Source organism: Mumia flava, from assembly GCF_002797495.1.
In the GTDB taxonomy this organism is placed as follows: Bacteria; Actinomycetota; Actinomycetes; order Propionibacteriales; family Nocardioidaceae; genus Mumia; species Mumia flava.
In genome coordinates, this window is the sequence record NZ_PGEZ01000001.1 from 837,052 (window position 1) to 850,671 (window position 13,620).

17 protein-coding genes are annotated in these 13,620 nt (G+C 73.1%); 10 read left to right on the top strand and 7 right to left on the bottom strand.

The window, feature by feature from the left end:
- The first annotated feature begins 80 nt into the window (after positions 1–80).
- The 4 genes from CLV56_RS21160 to CLV56_RS03990 all read left to right on the top strand — a co-directional run bounded on the left by CLV56_RS21160 (position 81) and on the right by CLV56_RS03990 (position 2,257).
- Positions 81–344: a hypothetical protein gene (locus CLV56_RS21160; protein WP_245857577.1), complete on the top strand. Its 264-nt coding sequence runs from the start codon at positions 81–83 to the stop codon at positions 342–344.
- A complete protein-coding gene (locus CLV56_RS21165) occupies positions 341–772 on the top strand; it encodes a phage holin family protein (RefSeq protein ID WP_039345742.1) in 432 nt (143 codons plus the stop codon). The genes CLV56_RS21160 and CLV56_RS21165 overlap by 4 nt, the downstream gene beginning before the upstream one ends.
- A gap of 85 nt (positions 773–857) precedes the next feature.
- Positions 858–1,175 carry a DUF3618 domain-containing protein gene (locus tag CLV56_RS03985; RefSeq protein WP_039345745.1) on the top strand — a complete coding sequence of 106 codons (318 nt, stop codon included), beginning with the start codon at positions 858–860 and terminating at the stop codon, positions 1,173–1,175.
- A gap of 8 nt (positions 1,176–1,183) precedes the next feature.
- Positions 1,184–2,257: a YihY/virulence factor BrkB family protein gene (locus tag CLV56_RS03990; protein ID WP_039345748.1), complete on the top strand. Its 1,074-nt coding sequence runs from the start codon at positions 1,184–1,186 to the stop codon at positions 2,255–2,257.
- 60 nt (positions 2,258–2,317) lie between these two features.
- Here the strand turns inward: CLV56_RS03990 and CLV56_RS03995 are convergent, their stop codons facing one another.
- Positions 2,318–3,148, bottom strand: coding sequence for an arylamine N-acetyltransferase family protein (locus CLV56_RS03995; protein WP_039345916.1), 831 nt, complete (start codon positions 3,146–3,148; stop codon positions 2,318–2,320).
- Between the two features lie 23 nt (positions 3,149–3,171).
- Positions 3,172–4,224 (bottom strand): EamA family transporter, encoded by a 1,053-nt coding sequence (locus tag CLV56_RS04000; RefSeq protein ID WP_100414420.1) that lies wholly within the window; start codon positions 4,222–4,224, stop codon positions 3,172–3,174.
- Positions 4,225–4,263: 39 nt separating this feature from the next.
- On the opposite strand from CLV56_RS04000, the gene CLV56_RS04005 reads away from it, so the two are divergent.
- A complete protein-coding gene (locus CLV56_RS04005) occupies positions 4,264–4,797 on the top strand; it encodes a CGNR zinc finger domain-containing protein (RefSeq protein ID WP_039345750.1) in 534 nt (177 codons plus the stop codon).
- A 57-nt stretch (positions 4,798–4,854) separates the two neighbouring features.
- Here the strand turns inward: CLV56_RS04005 and CLV56_RS04010 are convergent, their stop codons facing one another.
- Genes CLV56_RS04010 through CLV56_RS04020 form a run of 3 tightly spaced genes read right to left on the bottom strand, consistent with a single transcriptional unit; the run spans position 4,855 to position 6,142 of the window.
- Positions 4,855–5,277, bottom strand: a complete 423-nt coding sequence (locus tag CLV56_RS04010; RefSeq protein WP_039345754.1) for a DUF6069 family protein — start codon at positions 5,275–5,277, stop codon at positions 4,855–4,857.
- Positions 5,274–5,687 (bottom strand): DUF1801 domain-containing protein, encoded by a 414-nt coding sequence (locus CLV56_RS04015; protein ID WP_157805057.1) that lies wholly within the window; start codon positions 5,685–5,687, stop codon positions 5,274–5,276. The genes CLV56_RS04010 and CLV56_RS04015 overlap by 4 nt, the downstream gene beginning before the upstream one ends.
- Positions 5,684–6,142, bottom strand: a complete 459-nt coding sequence (locus CLV56_RS04020; RefSeq protein ID WP_245857579.1) for a PaaI family thioesterase — start codon at positions 6,140–6,142, stop codon at positions 5,684–5,686. The genes CLV56_RS04015 and CLV56_RS04020 overlap by 4 nt, the downstream gene beginning before the upstream one ends.
- Positions 6,143–6,267: 125 nt before the next feature.
- Here CLV56_RS04020 and CLV56_RS04025 point away from each other — a divergent pair, with 125 nt between their 5' ends.
- Positions 6,268–7,131, top strand: coding sequence for an alpha/beta fold hydrolase (locus CLV56_RS04025; protein ID WP_039345760.1), 864 nt, complete (start codon positions 6,268–6,270; stop codon positions 7,129–7,131).
- Between the two features lie 21 nt (positions 7,132–7,152).
- Here the strand turns inward: CLV56_RS04025 and CLV56_RS04030 are convergent, their stop codons facing one another.
- A complete protein-coding gene (locus tag CLV56_RS04030; protein WP_039345763.1) occupies positions 7,153–7,983 on the bottom strand; it encodes an SDR family NAD(P)-dependent oxidoreductase in 831 nt (276 codons plus the stop codon).
- Between the two features lie 76 nt (positions 7,984–8,059).
- Here CLV56_RS04030 and CLV56_RS04035 point away from each other — a divergent pair, with 76 nt between their 5' ends.
- The 3 genes from CLV56_RS04035 to CLV56_RS04045 all read left to right on the top strand — a co-directional run bounded on the left by CLV56_RS04035 (position 8,060) and on the right by CLV56_RS04045 (position 11,895).
- Positions 8,060–10,609 (top strand): helix-turn-helix transcriptional regulator, encoded by a 2,550-nt coding sequence (locus CLV56_RS04035; RefSeq protein ID WP_039345767.1) that lies wholly within the window; start codon positions 8,060–8,062, stop codon positions 10,607–10,609.
- Positions 10,610–10,673: 64 nt separating this feature from the next.
- Positions 10,674–11,129, top strand: a complete 456-nt coding sequence (locus CLV56_RS04040) for a cupin domain-containing protein (protein WP_039345770.1) — start codon at positions 10,674–10,676, stop codon at positions 11,127–11,129.
- Between the two features lie 88 nt (positions 11,130–11,217).
- Positions 11,218–11,895, top strand: coding sequence for an alpha/beta hydrolase (locus tag CLV56_RS04045; RefSeq protein ID WP_039345773.1), 678 nt, complete (start codon positions 11,218–11,220; stop codon positions 11,893–11,895).
- 50 nt (positions 11,896–11,945) lie between these two features.
- Here the strand turns inward: CLV56_RS04045 and CLV56_RS04050 are convergent, their stop codons facing one another.
- Positions 11,946–12,563: a TetR/AcrR family transcriptional regulator gene (locus tag CLV56_RS04050; protein ID WP_039345776.1), complete on the bottom strand. Its 618-nt coding sequence runs from the start codon at positions 12,561–12,563 to the stop codon at positions 11,946–11,948.
- Positions 12,564–12,629: 66 nt separating this feature from the next.
- On the opposite strand from CLV56_RS04050, the gene CLV56_RS04055 reads away from it, so the two are divergent.
- Complete coding sequence (locus CLV56_RS04055) at positions 12,630–13,391, top strand: alpha/beta fold hydrolase (RefSeq protein ID WP_100414423.1); 762 nt, start codon at positions 12,630–12,632, stop codon at positions 13,389–13,391.
- Positions 13,392–13,620 lie beyond the last annotated feature (229 nt).

The window sequence follows — 13,620 nt, forward strand, 5'->3', positions numbered from 1 at the left end:
CGAAACCGGTCCCGGTTCGGACGCATGGGATCGCGCCCGGATGGGAACTCCCTACGACGAGGCTGTCCGAGGAGGGTGTCATGGCAGGAAAGTTGTCGTTCCTCGTAGGACTCGGTGCCGGTTACGTGCTGGGAGCACGGGCGGGCCGCGAGCGCTACGAGCAGATGGCGGAGAAGGCGCAGGGGATCTGGCGCGATCCGCGCGTACGGGAGAAGGCCGACGCGGCCGGCACGATCGTCACCGAGAAGGCGGGCGAGGCGGGCGCGAAGGTCGCAGACACGGTCAAGGAGAGGGTCGGCTCCGACGATCCCGAACCGGGTTACGTGCGCGGAGGCGGGCAGTGAGCTCGGCTCCACGGCAGGACGCCGGCCCCGCGGGCTCGGCGGCGGACGAACCGTCGACCGGCGAGCTGGTCTCACGGCTCTCGAGCGAGCTGTCGACCCTCGTGCGCGACGAGCTGCGGCTCGCTCAGCTCGAGGTCACGGGCAAGGCGAAGCAGGCAGGGATCGGAGCCGGGATCCTCGGCGCTGCCGGTCTGCTCGCCCTGTACGGGGTCGGGACGCTCGTCGCGACCGCCGTTCTGGCGCTGGCGCTGGTCGTGGACGCCTGGCTCGCAGCCTTGATCGTCGCCGTGCTCCTCCTGGCCGCCGCCGGGTTCGCGGCGCTGATGGGCCGCAACCGCGTCAAGAGGGCCACGCCCCCGCTGCCGAAGCGGGCCGTGGACAACGTCAAGGCCGATGTCGACGCGATCCAGCACGCACGGGACCACTGACCGTCACCTGAATCGACGCCGGCTCGACGCCCAGGAACGGCACCGCGCGCACGCGCCGACCCACCGAACGAGTCCGGGAGGACCCATGACCCACAGCAACGACGCGAGCCGAGGTACGGACCACGGACGGGCGGCCGACCTGCAGGCCGAGATCGACCACACCCGTGACGAGCTCGCCGAGACCGTCGACCAGCTCGCGGCCAAGCTCGACGTCAAGTCGCGGGTGCGTGATCAGGTCCACCAGACGACGAGCGCCGCGGCCCGCCACGTTCGCTCGGTCCGTGACGGGGCCACCGACGAGCACGGGCGACCGACTCCCGCCGCGACCTCGGTCGCGGCGGGGGTGGCAGCTGCCGCCGTTGCTGCAGTCCTGGTCGGTGCGTGGCTGCGCAGACGACAGTGAGGCCGGCGATGTCTGAGCGCGGCGCCGACGAGCCGGGCGCACCACGGTCGCGCGCCCCGGACCCGGACGCGCCGACCAAGCCGGCCTCCCCCGACGACCTGACGAAGCCGTCGTGGCTCTACGTCCTGCGCAAGACCGCGCGCGAGCTCCTCGACGACCAGTGCACCGACCTCGCCGCCGCGCTGACGTACTACTCCGTCCTGGCACTGTTCCCCGCGGCGATCGCGATCCTGTCGCTCGTCGGGATCGTCGGGCAGGGCGACGAGACCGTCAGCACCCTGGTGCAGATCCTTCGCGACGTCGGCGCCTCGAGCGCGGCCGACACCGTCGAACCGACCCTCACCCAGCTCAGCCGGAGCCAGAGCGCAGGCCTCGGCCTCGTGATCGGGCTCGCGGTCGCCCTCTGGTCGGCCTCCGGATACGTGAACGCGTTCAGCCGTGGGATGAACCGGGTCTACGAGATCGAGGAGGGTCGGCCGATCTGGAAGCTGCGTCCCGCGATGCTCGTCGTCACCGTCATCACGGTGGCGCTGACCGCGGTCGTGGCGCTCGGGCTCGTACTCACCGGACCGGCCGCGCGGGCGGTGGGAAACGCGATCGGTCTCGGCGACGCCGCCGTGACTGCGTGGAGCATCGCGAAGTGGCCGGTGCTGCTCGTGGTCGTCGTCGTGATCGTCGCTCTGCTCTACTACGCGACACCGAACGTGAAGCAGCCGAAGTTCCGCTGGATCAGCGTCGGCGCCGTCGTCGCGATCTTCACCTGGGTCGTCGCGTCGGGCCTGTTCGGCTTCTACGTGGCGAACTTCTCCCGCTACGACACGACGTACGGATCGCTCGCGGGCGTCGTCGTGTTCCTGCTCTGGCTGTGGATCACCAACCTCGCGCTGCTCTTCGGCGCCGAGCTGGACGCCGAGCTCGAGCGCGGTCGCGAGCTGCAGGCAGGGCTCGCTGCCGAGGAGGCGATCCAGCTGCCCCCGCGGGACACCCGCAGGAGCGACAAGGCGGCTGAGAAGGAACGGGAAGACATCGCGCGGGGGCGGCGCCTGCGCAGGACTCGCGGCGGTGGCACCGGCGACGGATGAGTCCGCCGCGACGCCGCGCATTCCGCCCGGCCCGAACGGCTGGGCCGACCGCCCTCGGGGTCAGCGGCGAAGCTCACCGATCCGGCTGTGCAGGCGCTGGCGCTCGTCGGCTCGGAGACCGACCTCCAGCTCGTCGAGCCAGACGTCCAGCTCGCCGTCGGCCAGCGGCCGGTGCTCGGTCTCGCTGCCGGGACGCCGCACGGTCAGGCGGTCGGTCGTGACGGTGACGTGTCGCCCGGGCTGGTGCTTGGTGAGCAGCAACCCCCGGGTGAAGTGCGACCCGGGGAAGGTGCTGGTGAAGTGGTGGCCGATCCGGATGTCGACCGGGGCGACCGGAAGCTCGTCGGTGGTGTGCGCGACCTCCCAACCCTGCTCACGCAGGCGCTCGAGCGCCCACCGGGTCGGGTCGGCGGCGGGGACCAGCCGGTAGGGCCAGCCGTCCTGGTCGTCCTCGCTCGAGCCGTCGCCGTCCATCGCGATCGGGCGCAGCAGACTCATCCCGAAGCCCGGGTCGCAGAGCAGCCGCTCCTCGCCGAGCGCGACCTCGACGACCATGTGCGTACGGCCCTGGACCTCCTCCTTCGCCGGATCGCCGACCCGGGCGAGCCGTCGCGTCACCGCGTAGCCGAGCCGCTGCAACGCGGCCGCCACCAGCGTCGTGTGCTCGAAGCAGTACCCGCCCCGCCCGCGGCCGAGGAACTTCTCCTGGACGGCGTCGAGCCCGACGCCGGGATGCTGACCGAGCAGCACGTCGATGTTGTCGAAGGTGAAGGACCGGACGTGGGCCTCGTGCAGCTCGTCGAGGGCGTCCCGGCTCGGCTCGCGCGCGGCGATCCCCAGCCGCGCGAGGTACGCGTCGAGGTCCAGGAGCTCGACCTGCCAGGGATCCATCGCCGTCTCCGTCCGTCGGTCGATCACACCGCGCCCGGCGGCGCGCCCTCGCATTCTCCGGCATGCGGGGGTCTCGTGGACGGTTCGGAGTCACCAACCGGCACCGCCGACGCGACGACGGCCGCCGTACGCTCCTCGCCGAGGCGGACGGCGACCACGCCGGCCAGGATCAGCACACCGCCGAGCAGCTGGACCGCGCGCGGAAGCTCGTCGAGCAGCAGCCAGGCGAAGAGCACCGCCGCGACCACCTCGAGCAGCGCGACGAACGACGAGAGGCGTGACCCGAGACGCCGGCCGGCGGCGATCCCGCTCACGTAGGCGACGCCGGCCGTGACCGCACCGAGCAGCGCCACGGGCAGCCACCACGGCACCGTCGCTCCGGCGAGCCCGACGGGCGCCGTCGTCGCGGTCATCGGCAGCAGCCCGACGAGGGCGAGCGACCCGAGACCGGTCGCTCCGACGAGCAGTCCACCCGCTGCCAGAGCCAGCGGCGGCAGCCCGTTGTCCAGGTCGCCGTTGATCACGAAGTACGTCGCGGCGCCGACCATGGCACCGAGGGCCCACAACACCCCGATCGGATCGAGGGTCGCGCCACCGAGCAGGTCGAGGACGAAGAACAGCCCGAGCGCGGCGAGCAGGGCACCGACGAGTGTGACCGGTCCCGGCCGCTGGCCGTGCCGGAGCCAGAACCAGACCACCACGGCGACCGGCGCGGTGTACTCGATCAGCAGGGCAGGCCCGACCTGCATCCGCTGGATCGCGGCGAAGTAGCAGAACTGCGCGCCGACCACCGCCAGCAGCCCGTACAGCACGACCAGACGGGCGTTGCGGCGCAGGACGCCCCACCGACCGCGGAGGGCGACGAGCCCGAACGGGACGACCACGACGGCGCCGAGCCCGATCCGCAGCAGGGTCACGGCGCCGGTGCTCCAGCCGGCGTCGAACAGCGGGCTGGCGATCGGCCCGGACAGTCCGAACGCCAGGGCCGAGGTCAGAGCGAACCCGAGCCCGCTCGCCGTGCGAGGGCCGGCGGCAGTCGCGCCCGCCGCGGCGGCGTCATGGGCCATAGTGCTCATGGCTCATGACGGTAGGCTCGAGGCGTGTAATCTGTCAACATGGCTTTTGCGCATGACACCGAGGCGGCGATGCAAGCCGCCGTCGCCCTGGTCAACGCGATGGAGCCGCCGTCTGACTTCGACAGCGTCGAGGCGCTCGACCGGTTCTTCCACGAGCACGGCTACACCGGCCGCCACGACGGCACCGCGTCCGAGCTCGCGGACGTGCGCGCGCTGCGCGGACCGCTGCGGGCGCTGCTGACCGCGGAGCGCGACGAGGCGGTCGCCCTGACGAACGCGCTGCTCGCCGAGCACGATGCCCTCCCCCAGCTCGTCCGGCACGGCGACACCGACTGGCACATCCACGCCATCGGCGACGACGCACCGCTGGCAGCCCGGATCGCGGTCGAGACCGCCATGTCGATGGTCGACGTCATCCGCGCCGACGAGCTCAGCCGGCTCGCGGTCTGCGCCGACGCCGACTGCGACGGCCTCGTGCTCGACCTCTCACGCAACCGCTCGAAGCGGTTCTGCTCGGTCACCTGCGGCAACCGCAACGCCGTCGCCGCCTATCGCGCCCGCCGGTCGGGGTAGCCCCACACCCCGCTCGCCCGGGCGCGGGCGCGCGAACGACCGAGACGCACGCGGTCCTCACACGCGCGGCCGTGGCGCGACGGCGACGTACCAGAGCGCCGCCGTCACCACGTGCATCGCGGCGAGGAAGAGCGCCGACTCGGCCGACTCCGCCGACAGGGCAGGCGCGAGCGCGGACAGGACGCCCAGTCCCAGCCCCACCCTCGCCAGGGGCCGCCGCCGCGGGGCGTGGTTCCGGGTGAGGAGCCACAGCAGCGTGCTCGCGAGGACGAACGGGACGAGGGTGCCGGCCAGGAGGTGCTCGACCCGCACCGGCACCTCCTGGCCGACGTCGTAGTCGGCCCCGAGCGCGTGGCCGACGGCGAGCAGCAGGAGGTTGACGAGCACCGCCACGAGGCCGAGTCCTGCCACCCGGCCCCACGACCACGCGGCCGCCTGGCCGGCCGCCGGGGTGATCACGACGTCTCGGTTCGTGCTCATGTCCTCGCTCCTCGGGTTGCGACTCCCTGGGTCTGGTCGATCCACTGACGCAGGATGCTGCGCAGGTCGTCAGCGCACCCGGCGACGTCGTCCACCCCGACGAACCTGACCGTCGCCCGGTCGGCTCCACGCCACGAGAGCAGGGAGCGCGGGTCGTCGACCACGATCCGTACGGGCACCGACTGCCTGCGCGCGCCCGTGTGCAGCACGAGTCGGACGGCGGGCGCGGTGCGTTCGAGGCCCGTCGTCGCGAAGTGATCCGTGATGGCGAAGCTGGGCGCGTTCCACTTGATCGAGCCCTCGATCCGGGGATCGACGTCCTGGATCAGGTCGCACAGCGCGGCGAGGGTCTCAGCGCGTGCCGCGTCGAGAGTCTCGAGGTACGCCGCGATCGTCGGGTGCGCGCTCACGTGCGCGTCCTCTCCGACGCCACCGTCACGCGACCGTGGGCCACGGCGTACGGGGCGTCGTCCCCTGCGAGGCCCAGTGTCGCCTGGCACACGGCCTGGCGCGCACTGCGATGAACCACCCGGGCCCGAGCCACCAGCACGCCGGTGCGGGCCGGCCGGAGGTAGTCGACGGTGATGCCGCCGGTCAGCACCCGCGGCCCGAGGACGCTGCCCCCGGCGAACGTGATCGCGTTGTCGGCGGCGTACGCCCAGACGCCACCGTGCGCGTACCCGAGCTGCTGGCGGTGCCGGTCGTCGAGGTCGATCTCGAGGACGGCGAACCCGTCGCCGAACTCCGCCAGCCGCGCACCCAGAAGCGCGCTGAAGGGCTGCGCGGCGAGGACGGCGCGCGCCTCGTCGAGCGTCGCGCTCGTGGTGGTCTGCGTCATCGTGCTCCCGGGGTCGTCGGTAGCCACGACGATTCCAGCGAGCCGAGCTGCGCGACAGCCGCTGAACGGCCGCGTCGCGATGGGTTCCTGCCGGGGCGCTGTGCACCGCCGTCCGCCCGGGTCAGCATGGTGGCGGCGAGAGGAGCCGAACCATGACCGCACGCGTGGTCCACCGCACGCTGGCCGTGGGCGACGTCCGCGTCTTCTTCCGCGAGTCCGTTCCCGACCGCGCCGGCGCCCCGACGCTGTTGCTGCTGCACGGGTTCCCCTCGGCGTCGCACCAGTTCCGCCGCCTGCTCGACGTGCTGGGGTCGCGGTACCGCCTCGTCGCGCCGGACTACCCCGGCTTCGGTCACACGCAGACTCCCGACGGCTTCTCGTTCACCTTCGACCACCTCGCGGAGGTCGTCGACGCCTTCGTGACGGCGATCGGGCTCGAGCGGTTCGCGCTGTACGTCTTCGACTTCGGCGCCCCCGTCGGATTCCGCCTCGCGCAGCGCCGAGCCGCGCAGATCACCGGCCTGATCGTGCAGAACGGCAACGCTTACGAGGAAGGGCTCTCCGCCGGGGCGCGCGACTTCATCGCGCTGCGGCCCGACACACCCGGCGCCACCGACACGATCGCCGACCTGCTGACCCTGTCGGGCACGCGCAGCCAGTACGTGACCGGGGTGACGCGACCCGAGCTGCTCGCCCCCGACTCGTGGATCCTCGACCAGTACTTCCTGGAGCAGCCCGGCAGGGTCCGCGCCCAGATCGCCATCGCGTTCGACTACCACGCCAACGTCGAGCGCTACCCGCGATGGCAGTCGTGGCTGCGCACGCACCGGCCCGCGACCCTGATCGTGTGGGGCGCGGACGACCCGTTCTTCCCGGCACCCGGCGCCACCGCGTACCTCCGGGATCTGCCGGACGCCGAGCTGCACCTCTTCCGGACCGGCCACTTCGCCCTCGAGGACCATCTGGAGGAGATCGCCCCGCTCGTCGCCGACTTCCTCGACCGGCTTCGGCCCTGACCGCGGACGTGCTCAGGTCCGCTAGAACCCCAGACCCTGCGCCCAGACCGCGTCGAGACCGCGAGCCGGCAGCACCGCCTTCATCGCGAGGATCGTGCGCGCATCCGTCCCGACCACCGTGCGCGGCCTCATCCGCCGTCGACCGAGCTGCCGCTCGACAGCGGCGGCGACGCGCTCGGGCGGCTTCGCGTTCCGGCGGATCCTGCCGACCAGCCGGCGCTCGCCGGCGAAGTGCGGCGCGTACAGCCGCTGGTGCTCGGGGGTGAGGCCGGCCTCGAGCTCGTCGAGCAGCCGGTCCATCTCGTGCCACGGGTCGGTGTCGGTCACCCCCGGCTCGACGACGGCCACCTGGACGCCGAACGGGCGCAGCTCCACCCTCAGGCAGTCGGCCACCGCCTCGGTCGCGTACTTCGAGGCGTTGTACAGGCCCGTGAACGGGAACGACACCCTGCCGTTGATCGACGAGATGAAGACGACGCGCCCACGTGTCCGGCGCAGACGCGGCAACACGGTGCGCGTGAGCGCGAGCGGGCCGATCAGGTTGACGTCGAACTGGTGGTGCATGTCCGCCGAGGACAACGTCTCGACCGGTCCGGCGACCGCGATGCCGGCGTTGTTGACGAGTGCGTCGAGCCGTTCGGGGAGCTCGCGGTCGAGCGCGGCGAGGTGCGCGGGGACGGTGAGGTCGAGCTCGACCGGCGTGATCAGTTCCGACTCGGCGGCCAGCTCCTTGCCGGCCGCCTCCGTACGGACCCCGCCATAGACCTCCCACCCCGAGCAGGCGAGGCGGACCGCGATGGCGCGGCCGATCCCCCGGCCGGCACCGGTGACGAGGACCCTTCGTGTGCTCATGCAGCAAGGGTCGCGCCGCTCGACCGCGCAGGCACGAGTAGTGCGGTACTCGAATCCGTGGCGCTAGCCTGAGCCCATGGAGCGGCCGTGGCCGCTCACCGGGCGTGACGAGGAGCTGCGGAGGGTTGCGGCGGCCATCCGACCCGGTGCTGCGGGGGTGGTGGTGGCCGGTCCGGCCGGGGTCGGCAAGACCCGGCTCGTCCGCGAGGCCCTCGAGACGTCCGCGCCGCGAGGCGCGGCGGTCGTCCTGGCCCACGGCAGCGCGGCGGCCCGACCGCTGCCGCTCGGTGCGTTGGCGGGTCTGCTCGACGTCCCGGCCTCGCCGGCCGCGGACGCCATCGGACAGGCCTTGGACCAGCTCGAGCAGCAGCAACCCCTGGTGCTGGCCGTCGACGACGCGCACCTGCTCGACGAGCACTCCGCGCTCGTGCTCCACCGTGTGGTCGAGCGACGGATCGCGCCTGCGGTGATCACGCTGCGGACCGGGGAACCGGCGCCGGACAGCGTGACGGCACTGTGGAAGGACGAGCACCTCCCCCGCCTCGATCTGGTCCCGCTCGACCTGGCGGAGACGACCGGCCTGGTCGCGCAGGTCCTCGGCGGCCCGGTCGACTCGGCGTCGGCCCAGCGGCTGTGGACACTGACCCAGGGCAGCCCGCTGTTCCTCCGACACCTGCTCGGCGGCGAGGTGGCGGCAGGCCGCTTCACCCCGGCGTCCGGGATCTGGCGGTGGACCAGTGAGCCGGCGATCTCGCCGGACCTCGCCGACCTGCTCCAGCACGAGATCGGGAGCCTCCCCCAGCCGGTGCACGACGTGGTCGACCTGGTCGCGCTCACGGAGCCCGTCGCGGTCGCGACGCTCGCCGCCCTGGTCTCGGCGACCGCGCTGGAGGAGGCCGAGGCTCGGCACCTGGTGCGCAGCGACGGGGTCGTCGCCCGTCTGGCGCACCCGCTGTACGGCGAGGTCCGCCGTGCCGCGATGGGAACGCTGCGCGCCCGCCGCCTGCGCGGGCTCGTCGCGCAGACGTTGGAGCCCGACCCGGACCCGCTCCCGCGGGCCGTGCTCACGCTCGACTCGGATCTGCCGGCCGACCCCGAGCTCTTCCTCAGGGCGGCCGAGGCCGCGACCCGGCTGTACGACCTGCCCCTGGCCGAGCGGCTCGCACGCGCGGCCGCCACGACGGGCAACCCCGTGGCCTTGCTCGTGCACGCCGCGGCCCTCTCCTGGCTCAGCCGCGGTGACGAGGCCGAGACGATCCTGGCGCACCTCGCCACGAGCACCTCGGACCCGGGGGTGTCCGCGATGGCCCACCTGCACCGCACCGGCAACCTGCTCTGGACGATGGCGCGCCCCGAGCAGGCCCGCGGGGCGCTCGCCGCGGCCGAGTCCGCCGGAGCAGCTCCGTTCCACGTGGCCGCGATGTCCCTCGCCCTCGAGGCCGCCGCCGGCGAGACCTCCGCCGTGCTGGACCGCGGACCGCAGCTGCTGCGCGCCGAGCTGCCCGACGACCTCGCGCGGATCCTCGTCGCCTCGGCGGTCTCGGCGGCAGCCGCCGTGACGGGACGCGCCGAGCTGCTCGACGAGGCCGCTGCGGTCGGCGGCCTCACGCAGGACCGGGTGCCGACCACCATCCCCGGATTCGGGCTCGCCGATCTCCAGGTGCTCGGGCACCGCCTGGCGGGGACGACCGGTCGGGCCGACGAGCTGGCCCGACGCATGCGCACCGCATCCGCGGACCTGCCGGGCCCGGCGCGGCTGATGGGCCTGGTCGTGGCGGGCCACGCCGCACTCTGCGGCGGCCGGCTCGGCGATGCGCTGCCGCTCCTGCGCGAGGCGTGGGCGGGCCTGGAGGGCTCGGGCCACGAGTTCCGCTTCCGGTGCCGGACGTTGCTGGGGACCGCGCTCGCGCAGGCGGGTCTCGCCGAGCAGGCAGGCCTCGTCCTGGTCGACATCGAGACCGAGCAGCACCCGGCGTACGGCCTGTACCGGCCGGACGACCTCCTCGCGCAGGCGTGGGCAGCCGCTGCCGACGGATCGACGACCGCGGCGATCGGCTTCGCCGCGAGCGCGGCGGGGCTCGCCCGTGAGACCGGCGCCACCGCGTACGAGGTGCTGGCGTGGCAGAGCGCCGTGCAGCTCGGCGGCACAGCGGAGGCCGGCCCTCGCCTGGTCGCCCTGGGCGACGCCGTCCCGCGCGCGCAGGTCGCGCTCGCCCACGCTCGCGCGTGGCAGGACGAGGACGGCACGGCGCTCCTGGAGGCCGCCGACCGCTGGAGCAGGCTCGGCGACCTGGTCGCTGCCGGGGACGCGGCGGCCCAGGCCTCCCAGGCCTACCGCCGTCGCGGGCAGCAGGGCGCGGCGCTGACGGCCGCAGCTCGTGCCGACGGCCTCGCGGCCCGGTCCGGTGCCCGGACTCCGGCCCTGTCGATCGCGGCGCGGCCCCTCCCGCTGACCGGGCGGGAGCGGGAGATCGTCACCCTCGCCGCGCGCGGGCTGACGAACAAGGACATCGCCGCACGGCTGACGGTCTCGGTGCGGACGGTCGAAGGGCATCTGTACCGCGCCGGGCACAAGCTGGGGGTCTCGGAGCGCAGCGCCCTCGCGGACCTCCTCGGGATCGAGTAGCCCACTACTCGATCCGACCTCGCCCGGTCGTCGGAGGCTGGACGCATCCGGCGAAGGAGGAGCCATGACCAGCATCAACGTCCAGCCCGGCGAGGGCCGACGCTACCGGATGATCGACGGCGACCATGTCGCGAAGGCGGCCGTCCACGACACCGCGGGCGCGTTCGAGGTGTTCGAGGTGATCGCACCCGCCGCACCGATGGCGCCGCCGCACGTCTCACCGTGGACCGGCGTGCTGTTCCTCCTCGAGGGACGCGTGAGCGTCATGGTCGACGCGACGTCGTACGAGGTGGAGCCGGGCGGGCTGGTCGTGATCCCGGCCGGGACGCCTGCCACGTTCGGGGTCGTCGGCGACACCGCGCGCTTCCTCGCGATCACGTCGGGCGACGGAGCCGGGCGGTTCTTCGCCGACTTCGCCTCCACGGTGCCGCTCGACCGGCCGGTCGAGGACGCGATGGAGGCGATCCTCTCGGTGACGCAGCGGCACGGCGTCGCGCTCGCGGGAGCGGCCACGCCGTGAGGTCGCGAGCCGTGGACGGCTCGGGTCCGTCCACGGTCCCCCAGCGGCGGCCTGCGCCGAGGCGCTTCCTGGGGTTGGCTGGTCGTCGATGGAGGTCAGAGCCCGACTCATCGCGACCCGGCTGCCGGAGGAACCGGCCGCAGCGGTCGTCGTCCTGCACGGGGGTGGGGGCCGTCGCGGCACCACGGTGGTGAGTCCCACCCAGCCGTCCGTCCTGCGGATGGTCCCGATCGCGAAGCGACTCGCGCACGCCGGTCGCGGCAGGCTGGCGGTCTTCCGACTGCTGAACAGCACCCGCGGCTGGAACCCCGGACGTACGCCGGTCGACGACGTGCGCTGGGCCTTGGAGCGCCTCCGGACGGAGCACCGGCTCGATGTGCCCGTGTCGCTGGTCGGGCACTCGCTGGGCGGCCGTGCCGCGATCCTGGCGGGTGCTCATCCGAGCGTCTCGAGCGTCGTCGCGCTCAACCCGTACCTGTACGCCACCGACGGCGACACCGACCTCGACGGCAGGTCGGTGCTGATCGTGCACGGCACCGACGACCGCGTCGCCGACCCGGCCATCGCTGCGGCCGTCTCGCACGCGCTCGAGCGCTCGGCACACGTCACCTTCGTCCGCGTGCGGGGCGGCAAGCACGCGATGCTGCGGCGGCACCACCTCTTCGACGGGCTCGCAGCCGGCTTCGTGACGACGACGCTCCTCGGCGCCCCGCCTCGCGGTGCGCTGGCCGATGTACTGGCAGGTCGTGCCGGGACGGACGTCTGAGCTGCGCGGCTCGGCCATGTGCTCGGACGCTGGTCGGGTCGCCCCGACCCTCACGGCCTCCCGTAGGCCGCGAGCACGGTGCGTACGGCCTGCGACGCGTGGACCGTGGCGCTCGTCCGCTCGGCGTCCGGCGTCAGCAGCGCGGCGTCGAGCGGATCGCCGATCAGCATCCAGAGGAGCTGCCGCGCCAGCATGGTCGCGTCGTCGACAGCGATCAAGCCGCGGGTGCGCAGCCGCGCGAGGTAGTCGGCGAGCTCATCCACGGTGGCCAGGACGGTCGAGCGCCTCCAGGCGGCGGCCAGCTCGGGGTGCCGGGGCTGTTCCGCGATGAGCACGCGGCGCAGGCCGACGACGTCCGGATCCTGCACGGTCGCGACGATGTCAGCCGCGATCGCGACAAGCGCGTCCTGGAGCCGCGACGCCTTGACATCGGCGTCGAGCGGCGGCCCGGCTGCCGAGCGCTCCGTGATCACCTTCTGGAGCACGCTGACGAACAGGTTCTCCTTCGAGGTGAAGTGGCTGTAGATCGTCATCTTCGACACCCCGGCGGCCTCGGCGACCTCGTCGAGATTCGTGGCGGTGAAGCCGCGCTCGAGGAAGCTCTGCTTCGCCGCGACGAGGATCGCGTCCCGTTTGCGACCGGAGACCGAACCGCTTGCCTTCGACATGGACGCAAGAGTACAGTTTTCAGAACTGTACTCAGAAGTACAGGTTAAGAACGATGGGAGTGATCGATGGACAGCACCCTGGATCGTGGCGAGTACGTGCTCCATTACACGGTGGTCGGGAGCGGTCCACGCCTTGTGTGGGTCGACCCCGCGCTCGGCTCGAGCGCGATGCGACCGCTGCAGGACGCGATCGACGCGCTGGCGGGGCGGTTCGAGGTGGTGACGTACGACCGCAGGGGCCGCGGTCGCAACGCCGCAACCTCTGACCTGACTGTGCGCCACGAGATCGCGGACCTGAGAGCGCTGCTGGCGCTCGTCGGCGGCGCCTGCGCGGTGCTCGGGTTCTCCTCTGGCGCCGCGCTGGTGCTCCAGGCCGCCGCGGCGGGCCCGCTCGAGGCTCACCACGCGGTCCTGCTCGAGCCCGCCGTCGACTCCGCGGCCGACGACTCCGGGTTGCGCACACGGATCGCCGACGCGCTCGCCGCCGGCGAGGACGAGGCCGCCGTCGTCGCGTTCTACGAGGCGACCGGCGTGCCGGACGAGATCCTCGACGACCTGAGGGCATCGCGTGCGTGGCCCGGCGTCGTCCGCGCTGCGCCGACCCTGCTCGGCGACATCGATCTCGCCGTCGTCGACGAGGACACGCTGGGCGCCGTCGCCGTCCCGACCCACGTGGTGGTCAGCACGGCGTCGCCGCCCGAGATCGTCGGCATGGCCGAGCAGCTGGCGGGCCGGATCGACGCTCGGGTCTGGCGCGAGCCCGGGCACTGGCACGGCGTCGATCCCAAGGCCCTCACCGCTCGGCTGGAGGCGCTGCTCGACTCCTGAGCGCTGCTCGACTCCTCGGCGACGCTCGGCGACCGGTGCGACGTCAGGCCCGCGGCTACAGTCGCGCCACCAGCGCCTTCGCACCTCGAGGAGTCTCATGCGTCGCCATTCGCGGTGTCCGCGGTGAGGGAGTCGCTCGCTGACCGTGCCCTCGACCGTTCGGTCGCACTCGGCTACAGCAAGATCGGCTACGCGCTGCGGTCGCGGCACTGGGAGCCGTTGCCGCCGG